This is a genomic window from Acetivibrio sp. (assembly GCF_035371925.1).
Lineage (GTDB): Bacteria > Bacillota > Clostridia > Acetivibrionales > Acetivibrionaceae > Hungateiclostridium.
In genome coordinates this window covers 1-22,467 of record NZ_DAORXT010000046.1, presented here as the reverse complement: position 1 = coordinate 22,467, position 22,467 = coordinate 1, and the positions used below count along the sequence as shown (strand labels likewise).

25 protein-coding genes are annotated in these 22,467 nt (G+C 38.0%); 1 reads left to right on the top strand and 24 read right to left on the bottom strand.

The window, feature by feature from the left end; translation table 11 throughout:
- Positions 1–100: 100 nt before the first annotated feature.
- From PLH43_RS07905 to PLH43_RS07820, 18 genes are all read right to left on the bottom strand, one after another.
- The gene (locus PLH43_RS07905) at positions 101–1,288 is read right to left on the bottom strand and encodes a pyridoxal phosphate-dependent aminotransferase (RefSeq protein ID WP_324361812.1); all 1,188 of its coding nucleotides are present in this window, start codon (positions 1,286–1,288) and stop codon (positions 101–103) included.
- A 676-nt stretch (positions 1,289–1,964) separates the two neighbouring features.
- Entirely contained in the window at positions 1,965–2,900 is a 936-nt protein-coding gene (locus PLH43_RS07900) for a dipeptidase (protein ID WP_324361811.1), read from the bottom strand.
- 142 nt (positions 2,901–3,042) lie between these two features.
- Positions 3,043–3,717, bottom strand: coding sequence for a DNA repair protein RadC (radC, locus tag PLH43_RS07895; RefSeq protein WP_324361809.1), 675 nt, complete (start codon positions 3,715–3,717; stop codon positions 3,043–3,045).
- 55 nt (positions 3,718–3,772) lie between these two features.
- Positions 3,773–4,156, bottom strand: a complete 384-nt coding sequence (locus tag PLH43_RS07890; protein ID WP_324361818.1) for a YraN family protein — start codon at positions 4,154–4,156, stop codon at positions 3,773–3,775.
- A gap of 14 nt (positions 4,157–4,170) precedes the next feature.
- On the bottom strand, positions 4,171–4,455 hold the full coding sequence (locus PLH43_RS07885; RefSeq protein ID WP_324361807.1) for an EscU/YscU/HrcU family type III secretion system export apparatus switch protein: 285 nt from the start codon (positions 4,453–4,455) through the stop codon (positions 4,171–4,173).
- A 17-nt stretch (positions 4,456–4,472) separates the two neighbouring features.
- Positions 4,473–6,110, bottom strand: coding sequence for a flagellar hook-length control protein FliK (locus PLH43_RS07880; protein WP_324361805.1), 1,638 nt, complete (start codon positions 6,108–6,110; stop codon positions 4,473–4,475).
- Positions 6,111–6,146: 36 nt separating this feature from the next.
- Entirely contained in the window at positions 6,147–6,908 is a 762-nt protein-coding gene (locus PLH43_RS07875) for a ribonuclease HII (protein WP_324361803.1), read from the bottom strand.
- Positions 6,909–6,969: 61 nt separating this feature from the next.
- Positions 6,970–7,623 (bottom strand): lactate utilization protein, encoded by a 654-nt coding sequence (locus PLH43_RS07870; RefSeq protein WP_324361801.1) that lies wholly within the window; start codon positions 7,621–7,623, stop codon positions 6,970–6,972.
- Between the two features lie 49 nt (positions 7,624–7,672).
- Positions 7,673–8,566: a ribosome biogenesis GTPase YlqF gene (gene ylqF, locus PLH43_RS07865; protein WP_324361799.1), complete on the bottom strand. Its 894-nt coding sequence runs from the start codon at positions 8,564–8,566 to the stop codon at positions 7,673–7,675.
- 23 nt (positions 8,567–8,589) lie between these two features.
- The gene (gene lepB, locus PLH43_RS07860) at positions 8,590–9,255 is read right to left on the bottom strand and encodes a signal peptidase I (protein ID WP_324361797.1); all 666 of its coding nucleotides are present in this window, start codon (positions 9,253–9,255) and stop codon (positions 8,590–8,592) included.
- Between the two features lie 157 nt (positions 9,256–9,412).
- Entirely contained in the window at positions 9,413–9,757 is a 345-nt protein-coding gene (gene rplS, locus PLH43_RS07855) for a 50S ribosomal protein L19 (RefSeq protein WP_324361795.1), read from the bottom strand.
- Positions 9,758–9,908: 151 nt separating this feature from the next.
- Entirely contained in the window at positions 9,909–10,649 is a 741-nt protein-coding gene (trmD, locus tag PLH43_RS07850; protein WP_324361816.1) for a tRNA (guanosine(37)-N1)-methyltransferase TrmD, read from the bottom strand.
- A complete protein-coding gene (gene rimM / locus PLH43_RS07845) occupies positions 10,639–11,163 on the bottom strand; it encodes a ribosome maturation factor RimM (protein WP_324361793.1) in 525 nt (174 codons plus the stop codon). Before rimM ends, trmD begins: the two co-directional genes overlap by 11 nt.
- Positions 11,164–11,254: 91 nt before the next feature.
- Positions 11,255–11,485 carry a KH domain-containing protein gene (locus PLH43_RS07840; RefSeq protein WP_324361791.1) on the bottom strand — a complete coding sequence of 77 codons (231 nt, stop codon included), beginning with the start codon at positions 11,483–11,485 and terminating at the stop codon, positions 11,255–11,257.
- 70 nt (positions 11,486–11,555) lie between these two features.
- Positions 11,556–11,801 (bottom strand): 30S ribosomal protein S16, encoded by a 246-nt coding sequence (gene rpsP / locus PLH43_RS07835; RefSeq protein ID WP_324361789.1) that lies wholly within the window; start codon positions 11,799–11,801, stop codon positions 11,556–11,558.
- A 39-nt stretch (positions 11,802–11,840) separates the two neighbouring features.
- Entirely contained in the window at positions 11,841–13,181 is a 1,341-nt protein-coding gene (ffh, locus tag PLH43_RS07830; protein ID WP_324361786.1) for a signal recognition particle protein, read from the bottom strand.
- A 40-nt stretch (positions 13,182–13,221) separates the two neighbouring features.
- On the bottom strand, positions 13,222–13,575 hold the full coding sequence (gene ylxM, locus PLH43_RS07825; protein WP_324361784.1) for a YlxM family DNA-binding protein: 354 nt from the start codon (positions 13,573–13,575) through the stop codon (positions 13,222–13,224).
- A gap of 179 nt (positions 13,576–13,754) precedes the next feature.
- Positions 13,755–14,042 carry a LysM peptidoglycan-binding domain-containing protein gene (locus tag PLH43_RS07820; protein ID WP_324361782.1) on the bottom strand — a complete coding sequence of 96 codons (288 nt, stop codon included), beginning with the start codon at positions 14,040–14,042 and terminating at the stop codon, positions 13,755–13,757.
- A 201-nt stretch (positions 14,043–14,243) separates the two neighbouring features.
- Between PLH43_RS07820 and lexA the strand changes: the two genes are divergently transcribed.
- A complete protein-coding gene (lexA, locus tag PLH43_RS07815) occupies positions 14,244–14,885 on the top strand; it encodes a transcriptional repressor LexA (RefSeq protein WP_324361780.1) in 642 nt (213 codons plus the stop codon).
- Positions 14,886–14,961: 76 nt separating this feature from the next.
- Here the strand turns inward: lexA and hfq are convergent, their stop codons facing one another.
- The 6 genes from hfq to PLH43_RS07785 form a co-directional block, all read right to left on the bottom strand.
- Complete coding sequence (gene hfq / locus PLH43_RS07810) at positions 14,962–15,204, bottom strand: RNA chaperone Hfq (protein WP_324361814.1); 243 nt, start codon at positions 15,202–15,204, stop codon at positions 14,962–14,964.
- A 122-nt stretch (positions 15,205–15,326) separates the two neighbouring features.
- On the bottom strand, positions 15,327–16,268 hold the full coding sequence (gene miaA, locus PLH43_RS07805; protein WP_324361778.1) for a tRNA (adenosine(37)-N6)-dimethylallyltransferase MiaA: 942 nt from the start codon (positions 16,266–16,268) through the stop codon (positions 15,327–15,329).
- Between the two features lie 19 nt (positions 16,269–16,287).
- Positions 16,288–18,495 carry a DNA mismatch repair endonuclease MutL gene (mutL, locus tag PLH43_RS07800; protein ID WP_324361776.1) on the bottom strand — a complete coding sequence of 736 codons (2,208 nt, stop codon included), beginning with the start codon at positions 18,493–18,495 and terminating at the stop codon, positions 16,288–16,290.
- Between the two features lie 33 nt (positions 18,496–18,528).
- Positions 18,529–21,141, bottom strand: coding sequence for a DNA mismatch repair protein MutS (gene mutS, locus PLH43_RS07795; protein WP_324361774.1), 2,613 nt, complete (start codon positions 21,139–21,141; stop codon positions 18,529–18,531).
- Positions 21,142–21,152: 11 nt separating this feature from the next.
- Entirely contained in the window at positions 21,153–21,548 is a 396-nt protein-coding gene (locus PLH43_RS07790) for a YlbF family regulator (RefSeq protein ID WP_324361772.1), read from the bottom strand.
- Between the two features lie 138 nt (positions 21,549–21,686).
- The coding region (locus PLH43_RS07785) for a CAP domain-containing protein (RefSeq protein WP_324361770.1) at positions 21,687–22,467 on the bottom strand (781 nt) is incomplete at its 5' end.

Below are 22,467 nucleotides of genomic sequence, written 5' to 3'. Positions count from 1 at the left end.
ATATTATAATATTACGCTCCATATCACAATGATTCTTAATACCTTCAATATGCAAAAAGCGAGATTCCAAAGAATCCCGCCATATACCTTCAAATACACATTATTTGCTTAAAAACTTTTCAATCCTGTTTAAACCTTCTTCAATATTTGCCATGGATGTCGCATAAGACAATCTTACGTGAATATCAGTTCCGAAACCGGAGCCCGGTACCAAAGCAACATTTGCTTTCTCCAACAGAGCATCTGCAAAACTGTCGGAACCGGTTATTTTCATACCGTCTATTTCTTTTCCAATAAGCTTCGATATGTTCATCATTACATAGAAAGCACCGTTTGGCTTTATGCAGGATACACCGTTCATTGAGTTTATCCTGTCAACCATGTAATCTCTTCTCTTCACAAACTCTACAGCCATCTCGTCGATTATTTCCTGCGGTCCCTCAAGGGCAGCCAAAGCAGCCTTCTGAGCTATTGAATTCGGATTTGATGTAGCATGGCTCTGAACATTACTCATAATCTTTGCAATTTGCTCGTTGCTGGCAGTATATCCTATTCTCCAACCTGTCATTGCATAAGATTTGGATACACCGTTGACAACTATGGTAAGGTCCTTTATTTTATCGTTAAAAGACGCAATGCTGACATGCTTGTATCCGTCATAAATAAGTTTTTCATATATTTCATCGGAAATAACATATATACTCTTGCTTACGGCCAGGTCAGCTATCGCTCTTAATTCCTCTTCACTGTAAATCATACCTGTCGGATTGCTCGGGCTGTTGATGATAATTGCCCTGGTTTTGTCCGTAATAGCCTTTTCAAGCTTCTCCAATGTAAATTTGAAGCCCTCTTCCTCAGAACAAGGAATGTAAACCGGAACTCCGTCTGCAAGTTTAACCATCTCAGGATAGCTTACCCATGCAGGAGTCGGAATAATTACCTCGTCACCGGGGTTGCATATTGCCTGCAAAGCATTAACCAGGGAGTGCTTTGCACCGTTGCTTATTACAATATTTGAAGGATTGTAATCAAGCCCGTTATCCATTTTAAATTTACGACAAACAGCTTGCTTCAATTCAAGAGTACCTGAAGCAGGAGTATATTTGGTAAACCCCTCATTTATAGCATCTATTGCCGCTTTTTTTATATGATCAGGTGTGTCAAAATCGGGTTCACCTGCACCAAATCCAATAATATCAATTCCTTCTGACCTCATCTTTTTCGCTTTTGCATCTATAGCCAGCGTAGAAGACGGGCTAATCGAAAGCGCTTTTTGTGAAACAACCATTTTATACCCTCCAAAACAATCTGATATTATGTACCTTATTTTAATATATAATATTCGAATTTGCAAGTTATTGATATAAAAAATGCAAAATTATTTTTGACACAAATTTATTGTGTTTTTTTTGCAAACGACATACTTACTATTATTGTTATCATTATCAAACAGAGTTTTTAATACAAATATAGAACTGATTCCCGTCGAAAAAGCATAAGCATAATCAAAATGCAAGTTTTCTATATTATTATTTCAATGGAATATAATTCATCAACTGATTATGTATTAATCAAAACATTATGAGCAAAATAATAACACAAGGGGTTCGTGATGGTTGAGCCAAGAGTGTTATGAGGTCACTATTGCGGCTTTATAACATTCGGCCAAAGATTAATATCAGGTTTCGTCCAAGGTTGACGCTAAGGCTTGATATTAGTCGGCGGGAAGAGTCTTGAATATCTGAAAAATTTAGTTTTACGGATATTCAGATTCGAGCTAAGATTATTATTTATTGCTTTATTATAGCAAATTGACTTGAGCCAAGTTGATTTCGTTATGGCACATTTTAGCAATAATAATAGTCGAGCAAAGGTCTATATAAGTTTCTTTACTTTTTAACTTTTTAGAAGTTCTGAAATTTAACTAGGCCGGCGCAAAGATCATCACGGGCTCCTATTACATATTATAAAACATTCTGAATAACTCTAAGAAAATTCTTGCCTGCAAATTTTTCAATATTTTCGCTTGAATAATTTAGTTTTGCCAGCTCATTAAATATCTTTTCAATATCCTGTACTCCGTTTATTCCTGCCGGCAAACTCTCAATACCGTCAAAATCGGCTCCAAGTCCGATATGGTCAGGTCCTGCAAGGCTTGATATGTACTCAATATGATTAATAATATCCTTTATAGATGCCGTTTTTGAATTGTTCAAAAATTCCGGATACAGGTTAATTCCTATTACTCCTCCGTTATCTTTTATCGCCATTATCTGTTTGTCCGTAAGATTTCGCTTGTGAGCGCAAAGCCTTTGCGCATTTGAGTGGGACACAATAACCGGAGAGGTAGTACACTCTAAAACATCCCAAAAGCCGGTTTTTGATATATGGGAAAGGTCAATTAACATTCCCAGCCTGTTCATTTCTTTAATTACTTCTCTTCCAAAAGGAGTAAGTCCTCCACCCGAAACTTCATCCTTGACACCGTCGGCTATTTCATTGCGAAAGTTCCATGTAAGGCAGATGCTTCTTACTCCAAGCTTGTAAAGCATCCTCAAAACTCCCAAATCCCCCTGCAGAGCTTCACCGCCTTCTATTGAAAGCACTGCAGCAATTTTATTTGCTTTTACAGCCTTATCAATATCATTGTAATTACAACATAACATGATGTCATCTTTATTTACTTCCGTCTGCCTGTAAAACTCATCTATTATCTGCAAGGCTCTTTTTAATGCGTATGCTTGGCAGTATGCCGGGTCTATAAACGCTGCAAAAAACTGAACATAGCTTCCCCTTGCTTTAAGTCTTTCTATGTCGATATGGCAGCTGTTCTTCCGAAGTTCCGCGCCTTTCTCCATTATTTTTGTTATAGTGTCGCAATGTGCATCAACAGTAATCATAAATTTCACTCCCCAAAACATTTATATAAGACCCGTATTTTAAAAAGCCTTGGTACTTATTTTACTTACAAGCATAAATTTTTATTATTTTATTTATAATGTATGCGCATCAACAAGCAATTATGTCAAAACACCTTACCCGTCAACCGGAAAGCAGCCCTCTTTCGGCAAAACTCACATATTGCCCGCCACAGACAATTATGTGGTCAAGCACTTTTATAGAAATGGATTCAAGAGCTGTTCTTATTCTATTGGTGGCTTCAATATCCGCTTTTGACGGATTTAATGTTCCGCCGGGATGATTGTGCGCCAAAATTACACTGCTGGCCTTGTGCCGAAGCGCAGTTTCAACAATTATTCTGGGATATACCTGAGCCTCGTTTATCGTTCCTTCGTGAACCAATTGGGCATAGTTTACCCTGTTTTGCGCATCAAGACAAATAACATAAAAAACTTCATAATTCCTTCCGGCAAAAAGTGAAACGGCATATTGACCGGCCTTTGTCGAGCTGTTAAGCTCAGGCTTGTCCCGCCATTTATCATTAAAATACCGCCTTGAAAGATGGGGTATAAGCGACAGCAATATTGCAGAGTTCTCCCCGATTCCCGGCGTAGTAGCCAAGTCCTTCGGGTCTGCTTCAAATACACCGGATAAGGAGCCGTATCTATTCAGAAGTGTATGAGCCAATTCGTTGGTATCTCTTCTCGGAATTGAAAAAAACAAAAGAAGTTCCAGCACCTGATGCTGTTCAAAACTGTCAAGCCCTTCTTTTAGAAATCTTTCCTTAAGTCTCTTTCTGTGACCTTCGTGCACCAATATTCCCCCTAATAGAAAATAAACCTTATAATCATCTAATATTCTAAAAAGGACTCTAAAAGGCATTCTTAAGCAAAGAAATCTCTTTTACTTCAATGTCATCGCCTTTTTTCTCCATATAAACCTCTATCACATCAAATCTCACTTTTAAATCATTTAAACCGTTTTTGCAAAGATATATCTGGGCAAGCCTTCTTATATTTTCCTGCTTGCGCAAATTTACGGCCTCCCTCGGATAGCCGTACTGAAAAGTGCTTCTTGACTTGACTTCAACGAAGCAAATATAATCCTTTTCCCGGGAAATTATGTCTATTTCGCCCAGTCTTTTAAATCGAAAGTTTCTTTCTAAAATCTCGAAATTATTCTCTTTAAGATATTCTACAGCCGCATCCTCCCCAATTGTCCCTGCAGCTTTTTTGTTATTTACTTTGCCATTCATCTTTTTCTCCATTTTTATCTCTTCTTTTGACCGTATCTTTTATCAACGCTTCCGATAAACACAAGTATTTGCGCCACAATGTCATAAAGCTCAGGAGGTATTTCATCTCCAATGTTCATGGCATTTAATGCGGACGCAAGCTCCTCATTTTCATATATGGGGATGTTGTTTTCCTTTGCCTTTTCAAGTATTTTCTCTGCAATCTCGCCTTTTCCCAATCCTACAATCTGAGGGGCGTTATCCTCGTCCGGCGAATATTTTAAGGCAGCAACCTGTTTTATTTTTTTCTTGCCAGGCATTTAAATTCCCCCGTAAATCAAATTCTGAAGTCAAAACCTTTACTTCGTGTTCTCTCTACTTCCTTTGCCAAAACCTCCTGGACATTTAACAGATTCACCTTTTCATCTATAAGCCTGTATTTGATATTTACCAGCTTGTAGCCCTTTTTTAACAACCCTTCATAAAGCTCAATATAATTTTCTTTGATAAAGTCATAGATTTCACTTTTTTCAAGCCTTAAATTGATGCTGACATTCTTTTTGTTTACGCTTATTAAAGAGTCCACTTGTCCTAAATTTTCTGTATTCAATGACAAAAACACTGTGGCGTTTTGCGGATCAATTCTTTTTCTTCCGTTATTTCTCTTTAATATATAAAGCTCCCCGGTAGTGTTTTTGTCAAATATTTTGAAGGGTATCTGAAAATACACACTATGTCTGTTTAGCTCGTTCAAAAAATTAATATCACTTTTAATGTTGTCAATCTTGTTTAAAATCTCTTGTTTTCCCGGAATATCAGAATCTTCTAAAACTTTACTTACAATTTCAAGCTTTTTATAAATGTCTTTATAAAATTCCCTTACGTTAATATCCCGGCCGTTGGCTTCTTCATCAACCTTTACAAACATTTTTTCAAAAGATTTTTTTATACTTTCAACCTCATCGCGGCCTTTAGAATGGCTTTGGTCCGACACCCTGTTGTCTTCCGACGCCTGAATGGCCCTAAGCAATTCTATAAGCTTTTTTTCAGCCTTATCAGTATTTTCCCTGTAATTGCTAATAGAATCAACAGTATTTTTCTTTAATTGTAATATTTCTTCTTCCTCTATGTCAACATTTTTCACTATTTTATCCAAATTTTCCGTACTAATATCATCACTATCCGGCAATTTAGACTTAAATCCCGTATAGTCTTTGTCACTTTTTTGAGCTATGTTCCCTTCAATATATCCATCCTTTTGCTCGGGATAAATTTTTCCGTCTTCATAATCAATGCCGGAAGCGTTATTATCAGTGTTTTCTTCTCTCTTTTGTGAAGCATAATCCAAGAAATTAAGCTTTTCTAAAATTGTGAGAGCTACATTCTTGTCCTCTATCTGCCTAAGGCTTGAAGCTAAGTCCAAAAGCTCAGCACTTAAATTTATTCTGCCCTCGGCAAACCTGTTTAAACTTGCTATACTCTTTTCTTCGGGAGTGATATTATTTGAAACAAGATAAGCTGCCTTATCAACGGTAAGGTTCTTAAATCTGACGGCCGCATCCACTACTTTGGCAATAGTTTCCGCATTAATTTGAGCCCCATTGGCACGGATTCCGGCCGCAGCCTCCATATTTCTTTTATCAGGCTTTATGCCAAGCTGCATAAGACTGTTTTTTATCTCATCCTCAACATTGGGCTCGCCAACATTTTGTCCTTTATCCTTGAGGATTTCCAAAATCAACTGATTGTTTACTTTGTTTTTTACAATAAAATCAATAATGTCTCCCCTCTTTGCATCCACGGAAGTCATTAAACCGGCATTTACCAAAGTTCCGTCACCCAGCTTTAGGAGTAGCTCATTTGCAGCAATGTCAACTACCCTTGCCCTCAAGGTATCACCTGTATCAAGCTTTGATAGTATATCCAAAGACCCGGTCTGGTTGATTAATACATTTTCAAAGCCTTCTATTCTCATTTTTCTTCCCCCTAAAGCTTTTGATGGAAGTTAGGTCTATACTACAAAATTCTTAGTAAAGCTTACTCTATGTATCGGACAAATACCGTATTTCTTTATAGCTTCAATATGCTCGCCCGTACCGTAACCCTTGTGCTTGGAAAATCCGTACATAGGATATTTTTTATCCATTTCTTTTAATATACGGTCCCTTGTTACCTTCGCAATAATTGATGCCGCTGCAATTGAAACGCTTTTGGCATCGCCTTTTACTATTGGGTTCTGTACAATATTTATATCGTCAAGTCTTAAAGAATCAATAAAAAGAATATCCGGAGCAAGTTTTAGATTTGAAACAGCCATTTTCATTGCTTCTTTTGTTGCATTCAAAATATTTATTTCATCAATTATCTTTTCATCCACAATTCCGACGCCTACTCCCAATGCCTTGTCATTAATTACGTCAAAAAGCTTCTCCCTTTGATTTTCACTAAGCTTTTTCGAATCATTGAGACCTTCTATGAAAGCATCCTGGGGAAGAATAACCGCAGCAGCTACAACCGGACCGGCAAGAGGGCCGCGCCCCGCTTCATCAATTCCTGCAATTATTTTAAAGCCTCTCCTATAGGCTTCCTTTTCATATATACACATACCCAAGTATCTATTTAACTCTTTTTCGTATCTAATTTTTTTCTTTTCATACTTTTCTATGATTTTATCAACCTTGTCTCCCAACTCATTTTTAAGACAATAAAGTTTTTCCAAAGCCTTGTCCAAATCCAAACCTTCTATGGACTGCTCAATTTGCTTAATAGTCATGTTTTCATCTCCCCCGGCCAAGACCAATTCATATTTTCCACATATTAATTCAATTTTCTCTTTACAGCCCTAGATTCTCTCCAACAAGGATTACTTTGATCCTTCCCGGAATCATATTACTGTGCATTTCCACAATCTGGGCACAAATACTTCGAGCATTATTATTATTGCAATCAAAACAGCAGCCCGTTTTTGTGCAAGGAAGCTCTAATCCCAAACGTATTGCGTTGTTCGGAGCTGCATATGTATGGGCCCGTTTTCTGGCACTTTCCAAATCCCTGCAAACTTTGTTCATACCTACAACAAGTATTACTGCTTTGGGGCCAAACGCTATTGCTGAAATGCGGTTTCCCATCCCATCAATATTTACCATTACCCCATCTTCACTCATTGCGTTTACGCTGGACAAATATACATCACATGAAAAAACTTGGCGCATTATAGCCTGACGCTCTTCCTGAGACTTTGCCAAATCTCTGTCAAGCAGCTGATAGTTTCCCTTTTTGAGCTGTTCTTTAATTCCGATTTCATCAAGGGTCATGGAACCTCCCCATGAAACAGATGCACCTTCGGGAATTAGGGATAATGCACACTCAACCGCTTCTTGGGAAGTCTCACAAAAATAAGCCTCAAAATTTCGCTGATTCAAGGCCTTTATTATTCTTGGAGCCATCACTTTGTATCTTTCACGAATGATTTCTTCACTTCTTGCCATACCAACCACCTCTATATCATGTTAATCTGTCTTTAATGACTGTGCCACATTAATCTGTCGTTGATGACTCTGCTGCATCTCTTTGTCTTTCAGCATCTCCCGGTCTTTCAAGGGTTATTCTGCCGATTTTGCCGCCTCTAAACTCATCGAGTACAATTGCAGAAATTCTCGTAAGATCCACTTGTCCCCCAGAAATTATGCAGCCCCTCTTTTTTCCCGCTTCTTCCAAGAGCTCATACCCTTTTTTGTCCTGCAGCGATTCGAGTTTATATCTTTCTTTTATTTTTTCCGGATAAGTTTCGGAAAGGCGCTCAATTAAGAGCGATGCAAGTTCCACAGTATCTATTATTTCATCCTTTATTGCACCGGTAGCAGCAAGATTTATACCCACCGTCTTATCTTCAAATTTGGGCCAGAGAATTCCCGGAGTATCCATTAGCTGAATCTCACTATTGACATTTATCCACTGTTTGTTGCGTGTAACACCGGGCCTGTCGCCGGTTACCGCACTTTTTTTGCCCGCAATCTTGTTTATAAGAGAAGATTTCCCGACATTGGGTATGCCCACAATCATGGTTCGTACAGGCCTGAAAATCCGGCCTTTCTGGCGGTCTCTTTCAAACTTGTCCTTCATTACATCCCGCATTTTGTCCTTAAGTTGCTTTATTCCCGTACCCTTTATGGAATCAATAAAAATAGTGGCATAACCCTGGGAATTGAACCATTTGCTCCACTCATTCGAAATCTTCTCATCAGCCAAATCGGCTTTATTTAGTACCACGATTTTAGGTTTGTTTTTCACAATACTGTCTATCTCAGGATTTTTGCTGCTTGCCGGAATTCTTGCATCTAAAAGCTCCACAACCACATCCACCATTTTCAGATTTTCTGCAAGAATCCTTCTGGTCTTGGCCATATGACCCGGAAACCACTGAATATTCATTTGTTCCTCCCAATTTTATATAATCAATAGATATTTCCAAAATCCTTCAAGGGCTTTATTCTAAAAACTGCCTTTCCTTTTATGCGTTCAAAATCAATAAAGCCCAACTGCCTGCTGTCTTTGCTATATTCTCTATTATCACCCATAACAAATACTTTATTCTCAGGCACTATTCTAGGAAGCTCAAAGCTTTGCTCGTAGGTTAATCCTTTTGTATACGGCTCTTCCTGCTTTTCACCGTTAATATATAAATATCCGTCCCGAATATCAATCTCATCCCCCGGAAGCCCTATCACCCTTTTAATATAGTTTACTTCGTCCTGGCAGGGAAAAAGCGCCCTAAAAAGCGGTACGTCTTTGAAAAAGGACAGATAATCCCAATTTCCTTCATATATTTGAATTATGACAATATCTCCTCTTTTGGGAGTATCACAATTCAACTTGCTTACAAATAAAACTTGATTGTTGTAAAGAGTGTCTTCCATGGACTGGCCTTGGACGACCACCCATTCAAACACATAGGCCCTAAGCAAAAGAGCAGTCAATAAAGCTACAATTATAAGGCAAATCCATTTTACTATTTCTTTAAAATACTTAGGCTTTTCCGCTTGAAAATTGGTCCCAAACTTTTCTTTCAGTTCGTCATCGTGATTTTGATCGGCACTGGCTGGTTTCTTTCTATATACCATATTATACAACCCTTAAAAATAATAATTAAAAATTCAATGCAGTTTCTATTATATCACTATTTTTCAACTTAGCAAAGAACGGACATATCAAATTGAGCAAATACTCCAAATTATAAAAAATAAAGAGGACTTATAAGTCCCCTTTATTTTAAATATCTTAATCCAATTTTGTTTTAACTTTTGCTGCTTTACCAACTCTGTCACGCAGATAGTAAAGCTTTGCTCTTCTAACTTTACCTTTTCTGACAATTTCAACTTTGTCAATTTTGGGTGAGTGAATAGGGAAAATCCTTTCAACTCCAACTCCATAAGATATTCTTCTTACAGTGAAAGTTTCTTTGAGTCCGGAGCCTTTTTTAGCAATTACAGTACCTTCAAAAACCTGGATTCTTTCCCTGTTACCTTCTTTAACCTTTACATGTACTTTTACATAGTCACCTATTGAAAAATTGGTTAAATCAGTCTTAAGCTGCTCTTGTTCAATAGCTTTAATTATATCCATTTCTATCCTCCTCCCTCGCAGACGTTCTTGTATAAAACAGCGGACCGTCCGTATTCCACAGGATGACATTATATCATAGACTGAATATATTGTAAATATTTTTTTGCCATTTTATTTGCATTTATAAAAATTTAATATTTAGTTTCTTCATTTACTCTTCCGTTTCTTTTAACGCTTCTTCCAAAAGCTTCTTGTCCGCCTCATCCAAGGTCAGCTTATGAAAAAGATCCGGCCGTTTTAAATAGGTTCTCTTTAAAGACTGCTGTCTTCTCCAACGGTTTATGTTTTCATGATGTCCTGACATCAGTATGTCAGGAACTTTTCTTTCACAGAATTCATAAGGCCTTGTGTATTGAGGATACTCCAAAAGACCTTCATAATGGGACTCTTGAGAGTAGGATTCCTCATTTGACAAAACTCCCGGAATGAGCCTGCTGACAGAATCTATAAGTACCATCGCCGGAAGTTCCCCACCCGTCAGCACATAATCTCCTATGGAAATTTCATCATCCACTATTTCTTCTATTATACGCTCATCAATGCCCTCATAGTGGCCGCAAAGCAAAATCAAATGCTGCTCCTTTGAAAGCTCCTTGACTACTTCCTGATTGAGCACCCTGCCCTGGGGGCTGAGGTAAATAACCCTGGGCTTATAGGAAAGCTTTTCTACTACAGAAAGATAGGCGTCATAAATCGGCTGAGCCATCATTACCATACCTCCACCGCCACCATAAGGATAGTCATCCACTTTCCTGTGCTTGTTTGAGGAAAAATCCCTAATATTTATAGTGTTGATTTCTATTATGTTATTTTTCCGGGCTCTGCCTATAATACTCTCACCAAGCACGGCATCGAAGATTTCGGGAAAAAGCGTCAATACATCAAACTTCATCATCAATCAATCCTTGAGGCAAATCTACCACCATTCTACTCTCTTCTAAGCAAACCTCTTTAACCACAGACTTTAAGGCAGGTATTAAAATTTCCTTTTTATTTTCATCCCTGACCACATACACATCATTGCTTCCGGTACTAAGTACATTGACAAGTACCCCCAGCTTCTTTCCCTCCAAGTCAAACACATTCATATTAATGAGGTCGCAAATAAAGAATGTGTCTTTAGGAAGCTTTACAGCATCCTTTCTGTCAATAATAACAAAATGCTCCTTGAGTTTTTCGGCAGCATTCATATCATCAATCCCACTGAACTTGATGATTACGAAGTTCTTGTGGTGTTTTACAGATACAATATCAAACTTTTGCATTTCATCGGACATTTCCTTTGATACATAGGCCCACTTAAGCTTGTTAAACCTAAGGGGGTTGTCGGTAAGCGGAATAGCCCGGACCTCTCCCTTTACACCATGTGTATTTACAATTTTCCCAATTTGCAAATATTGCACCACTAGCTTTACACCACCATTTATATCTATTAGTCAGTTTTCTTGTAATAAGTCAAAAAATGTGGACAAGAGACGGACCCCTGCCCACACCTTTTTATTGTAGTATTTCCACAGATACTCTCTTGTTTTCCTTCACTGCTGCTGCTTTCATAACAGTCCTGATTGCCTTTGCTATCCTTCCCTGTTTACCAATTACCTTGCCCATATCATCTTTTGATACCTTTAATTCAAGGATAACTGATTTTTCACCTTCAACTTCATTTACATAAACATCTTCAGGGTAGTCTACCAATGCTTTGGCAATCGTCTCGAGAAGTTCTTTCATTATAAATACCTCCCGTATTCTACCTTTAATGTCGATATTTGCCTAAATCCAAGTATACTGGCTCTTGTAATTAGGATATTATTCCGGCTTTCTTTAACAAAGCCTTTACAGTATCTGTAGGCTGTGCACCGTTTTTAAGCCATTTTTGAGCTTTTTCTGTATCAATCTTAATCTCGCTTGGCTCTGTAAGAGGATTGTAAGTTCCTATTTCTTCTATAAACCTACCATCGCGAGGATATCTTGAATCAGCAACAACAACTCTATAAAAAGGACTCTTTTTGGCTCCCATCCTTCTTAATCTTATTTTAACTGCCATTTTTTCACCTCCCGCAAGTATAATTACAACTATTGTTTATTAAAACGGCATTCGGAATTTCTTCAATCCCTTTTTACCGCGTTTACCCATGTCAGTCATCATTTTCATCATCTTTTTCATTTCTTCAAAATCTTTTAGAAGCTTGTTTACCTCCTGAACGGTGGTACCGCTTCCTGCAGCAATTCTCTTCCTTCTGCTGCCGTTTATTATTGAAGGGTTGTTTCTTTCTTCCTTGGTCATGGACTTTATAATAGCCTCAACATGAGACATCTTCTTTTCATCCAATTCCACATCCTTCAAGGCATTGGCATTAAGTCCGGGAATCATGCCCAGCAGCTGATTTAAGGGTCCCATCTTTTTTATCTGCTGCATCTGTTCCAGAAAATCGTCCAACGTAAATTGCTGGGTACGCATCTTCTTTTCCAGTTCCAACGCCTTTTTCTCATCAAAGGCTTCCTGGGCTTTTTCTATAAGACTTAAAACATCTCCCATGCCAAGAATTCTTGATGCCATCCTGTCAGGGAAAAATGGCTCAATATCACTCAATTTTTCACCCATACCTATAAACTTGATGGGTTTTCCTGTAACTGCTTTGACAGAAAGCGCCGCACCTCCGCGGGTGTCTCCGTCAAGCTTTGTAAGTATAATACCGTCAACACCTAATTTATCATTAAAGCTTTCTGCAACATTTACAGCATCCTGACCGGTCATAGAGTCTACAACAAGTAATATTTCCTGGGGTCTCACAGCTTCTTTTATGTTTTGAAGCTCTTCCATAAGCTCTTCATTAATGTGAAGACGACCGGCGGTATCTATTATTACAAGATCATACTGTCTTGACTTTGCAAACTCAATAGCCGCTTTTGCTATATCAACGGGATTGGTCTTGTCTCCCATTGAGAATACTTCAATCCCAAGCTGTGAACCGACAACCTGCAGCTGCTTTATCGCAGCAGGTCTGTACACGTCACAGGCAACCAACAAAGGCTTTTTGCCCTGCTTTCTCAAAAGGCTTGCCAGCTTTCCTGTCGTTGTGGTCTTACCGGAACCTTGGAGCCCCACCATCATATATACCGTAGGAGGCTTTGATGCAAAGGTTACCTTGCTGTTGGCAGAACCCATAAGGTTAATAAGCTCCTCATGGACTATCTTGATTACCTGCTGCCCCGGCGTAAGGCTTTCCAAAACATCCTGCCCCACAGCTCTTTCGGACACTTTTGCAATAAAGTCTTTAACAACTTTAAAGTTAACGTCCGCCTCCAAAAGCGCAAGCTTTATCTCACGCATCATTTCTTTTACATCTTTTTCCGTAACTCTTCCTTTTCCCCTAAGCTTCTTCATTGCTTCCTGAAGCTTTCCCGACAATCCTTCAAAAACCATATACTATGTGACACCTCAATTCCATAAGGATATCAAATATTCAACTCTCAGCAATTTCTTCTATTTTCTCTTCAACCCTTTTTAAAATCTCAACATCTTCAGCACTCATATTGCTTATATCTATGCTTTTTATATCCTTTAGTATTTCCATTGCTCTGTTTTTCTGCTGCAAAAATTTATGCACAAGGCCAAGTTTTTCTTCCATGCGGTCCAACACAGCCCTGCCGCGCTTTATGTTATCATAAACACCCTGTCTGCTTATATTAAGGTGCTCTGCAATCTCTCCAAGAGAATAATCATTATTCAAATAAAGATCCAGTATTTCAAACTGCCTTTTTGTAAGCAGCTGTCCGTAAAAGTCCAGCAAAAGCGCAGCTTCATATACTTTGTCCATATGTTCACCTGTAAAGCAAAAATACTTTACACTCAATTTTAAGCTATATTTGGTTGTTAGTCAAGCTTTTTTTAAAATAAATACATTATAAAATATAAAAAGTACCCTTTTCCTTTGAAAAGAGTACTTTTAAAATTAACATGCAGCCTTTGCGGGAGCATATACAGGCTATGTCAAAACTACTCAACAATTATCTTAAGCTCCATTCCCTCAATTATCTGACAGTCTTCAAGATTGTTTAAAACCATGACATCATATATGTACTTTCTGATATCTCCCCGTTTGTTGTAGTTTTCGGCTATACCCCACAGAGTATCCCCTTGTCTTACTATAATTGTCTCATAAGAAGGCTCCCTATATCCATAGGTACGGGTAGCTCCATTTATAACAGCCGTCATACCCATTAGTACCAAAAAAACAAATGTAAAAAATCTTCTCTTGTTCTTTAAAACATATTTCTTTTTCATAAAAACCCCTCACCGAACTAATGTTCTATATGGATATTATAGCCGAACACACGTTCTTGCGTCAATATAAAATTTAAAAAATATCGAACATTAGTTTGATTTGTTTTGGCATTAATGATATAATACTGTCAAACAGGTATTAATATTATAAGTATATGGTATTTATTTAAGCACCACAAAAATGTATTCGAGGTGAAAATTATGCAAAATAAAATAAACGAAAAACAGCAAAAGATTCTTGATTTTCTAAACGAGCAAATAGAAAAGAACGGATATCCTCCTTCTGTCAGAGAAATATGCAATGCAGTCGGTTTTAAATCCACATCCACTGTGCACAGCTACTTGGAAAAATTAAAAAAAGAAGGTCTTATAAAAAAGGACCCTTCAAAGCCTAGAGCCCTTAAAGTCATCAGCAATAAAAAGAACTCCGAAGCAGATGAATCTAAGAACATATATTCCGGCAAGGAGCTTGTTGAAGTCCCTATTGTTGGAAAGGTAACTGCAGGTCAGCCGATTCTTGCAGTTGAAAATATAGAAGATACTTTTCCTCTGCCCTTGGATTTTGTCCAAAATTCCACGACTTTCATGCTTCGTGTCCAAGGTGACAGTATGATAGAGGCAGGTATTTTGGATAATGATTATATCCTTGTAAAACAGCAATCTACAGCAAACAACGGAGATATAGTTGTTGCCCTAATCGACGATGAAGCTACGGTTAAAACCTTTTACAAAGAAAGAGGATTTGTAAGATTACAGCCGGCAAATAAATTTTACGATCCGATTATAGTAAGAGACAATTTATATATTTTAGGAAAGGTTATAGGAGTCTTTAGAAAAATGTAATGACTAAAAGGCAAAAGCTCCTAAAAAGCACAATGCTTCAGAGCTTTTGCCTATTTATCGTATAGCTGTTAATATTTTATTCCGCTCTGTTGTCATTGAAAATCAAGCTAACGATTTTCATCGGGCTTATTGTTGAAATTGCATGTTTATAAATTAGCTGCTGCCTTCCCTCACTGTCAAGTACAACAGTAAAGTTGTCAAATCCTTTTACTGTACCTTTCAATTGGAATCCGTTGGTAAGATAGATGGTAACCGGGATATGTTCTTTTCTTACTTGGTTTAGAAAAACGTCCTGTAAATTAATATTATTTTTGTTCACCACAGATAATCCTCCTCTATTTCTCTCTTTTTTTATCTTTATATAAAACATTTATTGCTTACAAAATCAAAACATTCATTACCTACAAATCCTACCCTGCTATTTATTTTGTTATTCTTATTCTACAAGAAAATACCAAACGTTTCAAGATAATATTTAATATTTTTTATTATTTTCTCATCACTATCAAACTCATCCTTATTTATCCAGTAAACATTTTCAAGCCTTCTAAACCATGTCATCTGGCGTTTTGCATACCGCCTTGTATCTCTCTTTATAATTTCAACTGCTTCATCTAAAGTCATTTCCCCTTTTAGGTAGGACAATATTTCCTTGTAGCCTAGTCCTTGCATGGCAATCGTACTTTTATCGTATCCCATTTCAACAAGTTTCTCGATCTCTTGGACAAGGCCATTTTCCAGCATCAAATCCACTCTTTTGTTAATTCTCTCATAAAGCTTTTCCCTGTCCATCGTAATACCTATTAATATAAAATTGTGCTTCGGAGGATTTTTTCTCGACTCCTCCTGATGAACGGAAATGGGCTTTTTTGTATAGGTATACACTTCTATGGCACGTATTACCCGCTTTACATTGTTCATATGTATATTTTCTGCTGCTTTAGGGTCAATCTCCTTGAGCTTGTTGTGAAGATATTCATTGCCTTTTTCCTTCGCTTCTTGCGCAAGTTTATTTCTAAGCTCCCAATCACAAATAGTATCGGAGAATTCTAGATTATATATTAGTGAATTAATATAAAGTCCTGTCCCTCCGGCAACAATGGGAAGCTTGCCTTTACCTAAAATTTCATCCAAATATTTTAATGAAAGCTCTTTAAACCTTGCGACGCTAAACTCTTCGTCCGGTGTCACTTCATCAATAAGGTAGTGCTTTATACCCTCTCTCTCTTCTTCATCGGGCTTGGCAGTACCTATGTCCATATATTTATAAATCTGCATGGAATCTGCTGAAATTATCTCACCGTTTGCACGTTTAGCTATCTCTATAGCAAGCTTCGTTTTTCCCGAAGCCGTTGGACCTATTATCACAATTACATTATCCAACTTTGTCCTCCAAAACAGATTAAACTATTCTTTTAAACATTTTTTCAAATTCATATTTCGTAATTTTAATAACAGTCGGCCTTCCATGCGGGCATGTATATGGATTTTCAAGTACGTTGAGCTTATCCAAAATGCCTTTTATCTCTATTTCATCAAGCTTCTTGTTCGCTTTTACCGCCGACTTGCATGCTATACGGTATAATGCCTCTTCTTCAATAATTCTATCATATTTCTTGCCCTTTGACATTAAAAAATCAACAATTTCCAAAAAGGCTTCCTTAATGCCCACACTCACGTCCGAAACCGGTATCGAACGAAGTATAATAGAATTATTGCCAAAGCTCTCAAAAATAAACCCAAATTTATTTAATAATTCTTTTTCTTCTTCAATAAAAGCAATTTCCTGGTTTGTAAGCTCTATAACCACCGGTGTCAACAGATATTGCGCAAGGCTCTCGTTTTTTGCATACTTTTCTCTGAGCTCTTCAAAACGTATTCTTTCATGGGCGGCATGTTGATCAATGATTATTAAGTCGTCCCCATTCTGAAGAAGAATATATGTCGAGAAAACCTGACCAATTATCCGGGCACTTTGAAAAATATTTTGTTCAATATCCTTTTTGGTACTTAAATCATCTTTATCGGCACGGATTTTATCATAATTGGTATCAGCATTATTATCGACATCATCACAATTATCTTTAGGTTTATTTCCGATATCTTTTAAATCATTATCATAACCGGTTTCACAAAAATTATAGCAATCCTTATCGGTGCTTTTTGAAGTTATTTCATAAGGCTCTATACTCACCTTATCAATTGGCTCATTAATTTTCCCATCAACCGGCTCATTGGCTGACTCATTAATCGACTCGCCGGCTGACTCAAAAACCTCATTAGGCGTCCTGTCAATAATCTTTTTACTCGAACTGTCAATGGGCTTGTCTTTCTTAACAACATTTATATCAACCTTATTTTTGGCTTCATCTTTATTTATATATTCATCTTTATATTCATCTTTCCGATTATCAATCTTGGCGCTGTCTTTAACACTTAAATTCTCCCATGTCTGTTTTAACGTATCGTCGTTTTTTATTTTAAAATCATCATAATTGTATCCTGAAAACTTCCTGTCCGTATCCAGCTTTTGCTGCACATAATCGGCTTCCTTTTTTGAAGGCTGGTCAAATTTGAAATAATTCTTCGGGCTTTCTGTAAGGGAAATATTTCTTATATGGGTCTTGCTAAGCAGAGCATTGTTTACGGCGTGGTAAACGGCTCTAAATATCTCCTGTTCCCTTGAAAACCTTACCTCCATTTTTGTAGGATGTACATTGACATCCACCAACAACGGATTTAGCTCCATGTACAGCACAATAAAAGCAAATTTGTTTTTCATAAGATATGTTTTATATGCCTCGTCAATTGCAGAGGATATAATCTTGTTTTTTATATATCTTCTGTTTAAATATATGGACTGATAATTCCTGTTTGCCCTTGCTATTTCAGGTCTTCCCGCATATCCGCTTATTTTTACGTTCTCATCCTCATAGGAAATCTCCATGCATTCTTTTGCAGTTTCCTTGCCGTACAAGCTGTATATGGTGCTCAAAAGGTCATTATTACCCGGAGTATGAATAACGGTATTCCTATTGTTGATTAATCTAAAGGAAATGTCAGGATTTCCAAGGGCAATCCTGCTCACTATATCGGAAACATATCCCGCCTCAGTGGAGTCTTTTTTCAAAAACTTAAATCTTGCAGGAGTATTGTAAAAAAGCTCCCTTACAATAAATGTCGTACCTGCAGGGCATCCTACCTGGTTGGACTCTAAAAGAGTTCCTCCCTGTATTTTTACATACCTTCCATACTCCCTGTGAGCGGGTCTTGAAGTAACCTCAACGGTAGAAACGGAAGCGATGCTGGCCAAAGCCTCACCTCTAAACCCAAGGGAGGTAATTGCCTCAAGGTCGCTTGCCCTTCTTATCTTGCTGGTGGAATGCCTCTCAAAGGCAATTTCAATATCGTCCTCTTCAATTCCGCTTCCGTTGTCAACCACCTTTATAAAGGATATTCCGCCATTGCTTATCTCCACGGATATATTGGTACTTTTAGCATCAATGGAGTTCTCAACCAGCTCTTTTACCACGGAAGCCGGCCTTTCCACCACTTCTCCCGCGGCAATCTGATTTGCCGTATTTTCATCAAGTATAACAATTTTCCCCATAATAAATAACCTTTCTAAGTTCCTTGCTTTTTTCTATCCTTTTACCTTCTTTTGAAGATTGTACAATACATTTATTGCATCCAACGGTGTAAGGGTCGTAATATCAAGACTCCTCAGCTCATTTAAAACCTCATCACAGCTTCTTTGGGCAGCATTAAACGTAAATACGTCAATTTGCCCTTCTATGGGTTGTTTTCTCCTTGTAATACGTTTTTCCTTCCTGGTTATATCCGCATCTTCCAATTTTTTTAGTATTTCCTTTGCTCTGTGGATAACGGGAGCCGGTATACCTGCAAGCCTTGCAACCTGTACACCATAGCTGTTGTCGGCACCGCCCCTTAATATCTTCCTCAGGAAAATTATATCTTCTCCCTTTTCCTCCACGGATATGCAATAATTCTTTATTCCTTCAATTCTTTCTTCAAGCTCCGTAAGCTCATGGTAATGGGTGGCAAACAGTGTCCTTGCTCCAATTTTTTCGTCAATAAACTCAATTACCGCCCATGCAATGCTTAGCCCGTCATAGGTGCTTGTACCCCTGCCTATTTCATCTAACACCAACAGGCTCTTTGATGTGGCATTGCTGAGTATGTTTGCAACCTCAGACATTTCAACCATAAAGGTACTCTGGCCTGCAGCCAGGTCATCCGAAGCACCGACCCTTGTAAATATCCTGTCAACTATACCTATCTTTGCACTTTGGGCTGGAACAAAGCTTCCCATTTGAGCCATAAGCACAATAAGTGCCACCTGTCTCATATATGTAGATTTACCCGCCATATTCGGCCCGGTAATTATCGAAATTTGATTTTCACCCATATCAAGATAGGTGTCATTGGGAACAAAGGACCCCTGTCCGATCATTTTCTCCACTACCGGGTGCCTTCCGTCTTTGATTTCAATTTTATCATCATCGGTTATAACAGGCATGGTGTAAGATTCCCTGTCTGCCACTTCCGCCAGCGAACATAAAGCGTCTATTCTGGCAAGGCTTCTTGCCGTGGATTTCAACCTGTTTATTTCATTTGCAACCCTGTTCCTTATATCTGCAAATATCTGATATTCCAGCTCTACAAGCCTGTCCTCGGCTCCTAATATGGTATTTTCAATTTCCTTCAGCTCTTGTGTCACGTACCTTTCGCAGTTCGCCAAGGTCTGCTTTCTTATATAGTCATCTGGCACTTGGGAATAGTAGGATTTGGTTACTTCAATAAAGTAGCCAAAAACCTTGTTGAATCCCACTTTCAAGTTTTTAATGCCGGTTCTTTCCCTCTCTCTGCTCTCTAAAAGTGCAATCCACTTCTTTCCGTCTTTTGAAGCACTTCTTAGCTTATCCACCTCTTCATTAAAGCCTTCTTTTATGATTCCGCCCTCTTTTACTGCAACAGGCGGCTCATCGATTATTGCCTTGTCAATAATTTCATACACATCGGTTAGTGTATCCAATTCATTATAGCTTAAAACATTAAGGTCCGACTTAAAATCGGAAATAAGCTCCTTTATATAGGGCACCTGCCCGATAGAATGCTTTATCGATATTAAATCCCGGCAATTGGCACTTCCCAAAATAACCTTTGACATAAGCCTCTCTATGTCGTAAACCGCCCTTAAAAGCTCTCTTACTTCAGATCTCGCCATAAACTTTTCTTTAAACTCATTTACGGCATTGAGCCTGTCCTTTATATCATGCAGGTTAATTAAGGGCTGCTCTATCCACTTTCTCAATGTTCTTCCGCCCATAGAAGTCATTGTCCTGTCCAATACCCAAAGAAGGGAGCCTTTTCTGTTCTTTTCCCTCATGGTCTCCGTCAGTTCAAGGTTTCTTCTTGTAGCCATGTCTAAAATCATGTATTCTTCAATCCTGTAAACGTTAAAGCTCTGAATATGGCTCAAGTTTACCTTCTGTGTCTGCTCCAGGTATTCCAAAAGAGCTCCGGAAGCATTTATGTAAAGGTCAAAAGCATTTTCTTCAATTACATAATCTTTAAAATAACTTCTCACCTTCTCTTTGCAAAAATCCTTCTCAAAAAACCCGTCCTCCATGGTGGAGATATAGACATCAAACCTCTTTCTAAGAGTGTTTTTCAATTCTTCATCATGAAAAAACTCACCGTTTACAACAATTTCAGATGGTGAGAATTTCGCTATTTCATCCATTAATTTGTTGAAGGTGTTGCCGAAGGTAATATACGTCGATAAAAACTCTCCCGTGGTAAGATCCACACAAGCAATACCGTAAAAGGTTTTGTTTTTATAGATTGACATAAGATAATTATTTTTCTTTTCATCCAGCATGGCATAATCGGTCATTGTACCTGGAGTAATAATCTTTATTACATCCCTTTTTACCAATCCCTTTGCCAGCGCAGGGTCTTCAACCTGCTCACATATTGCCACTTTGTAGCCTTTATTAACCAGCCTTGCAATATACGAATCCGCCGAATGAAAAGGAACTCCGCACATGGGAGCTCTCTCTTCAAGGCCGCAGTCCCTTCCCGTAAGCGTTAATTCCAGTTCTCTTGCTGCCAGCTCCGCATCGGAGAAAAACATTTCATAAAAGTCTCCCAGCCTGAAAAAAAGGATACAGTCCTTGTACTGTTCCTTTATTTCAAGATACTGTTGCATCATAGGTGTCAATGAAGCCATCTTTACTTACCTCACGTACAAGATTTAGTTCCGCAGCCGCTGCACGAACTGCAGTTGTTCGATGAACAAGGCTCCTCGCCGGAAATTGAATAAACAAGTACATCATTAACCCTTTTTATGAGCCTGTCCAATTTTTCTTTTGATTCAATGTAATTTCTCGTAACCTCATAACTGTTTACTTCGTCAAACTTTGACAACAGTCTTGCCTTTATATCATCTATAACACTTTTATCCTCGTCTTCATGCGCCGCTCTAACCATTTCAGTTTGCAATGATTGATACTCACGAAGTATGGCTCTTGCTTTGTGGTCCTTTTCAAGGCTTGCTTCCCATTTCTTGTAGTTTGTCATTTCATCGGAAGTGCTTATCAATGTTCCAAGCTCTTTTGCCTTTGCAAAGATATCCATATCAATCACCCTTTTCAATATAATATACTCATTATTGCTGCAAACAAAGCTCTGTGCAATTATGTAAATTAAACTGATTTTCTTATTAACTTATTGTACCATAAAATCATCGAAAAAATAACATTTTATTATAAAAATTTATCTGTTTCTCGGGGTATAGAAATTCTGAGTATAGGTTATCCTTTCATCATCCCCTATGTAAACTCCAACTCCAAGGCGCTCAAATTTTCCAAGTATATTTGCCCTATGCCCGGGGGAATTCATCCATGCCTCATGAGCGTATATGGCATCTATCTGGCCAATAGCAATGTTTTCTCCGGCAGATGAATACGTTATGCCGGCTTTCTTCATCCTGTCAAACGGACTTTCCCCTTGCAAATTGTTATGGGAAAAGAAATCGTTTATTATCATGTCCTTACTGTGAGCCCATGCAACTTTTGCAATTTCATTATCCCATTCGAAGGGCTCCAATCCATTCCTTACTCTAACAGCATTTGCAAGATCAAAGATTTCCCTCTCGTAACTTATTCTAAGCTCCTCCGAAGGCTTGCCGTAATAACCTAAAAGAGACTGCTCCGTTTCGCAATCAATCAAAAGATATGAAGTAGTTTTGTAGTTATCAACAATATCAAAAAAGACAGTTGCATAATAGTTGTTATTTATATTAAACAGCATGTGTTTTTCCATATCGCTCATCATATAGTAGGTATTTCCCTTCAGTACGTATTTCAAAGGTTCCCCCAGATTATTCATTACACTGAGATTGTCCGTTCCCACACCTACACCTTCATTGAGCTTGTAATAAGGAGAGTTGGTAAATACTCCAACGACTTTGTTATTTTCTATTCCTATCTGAATATATCTTAGGAGCATTCCTGTAATGAAACAAAATGATCTTTGAAAAAGAAGATGCCAGGCT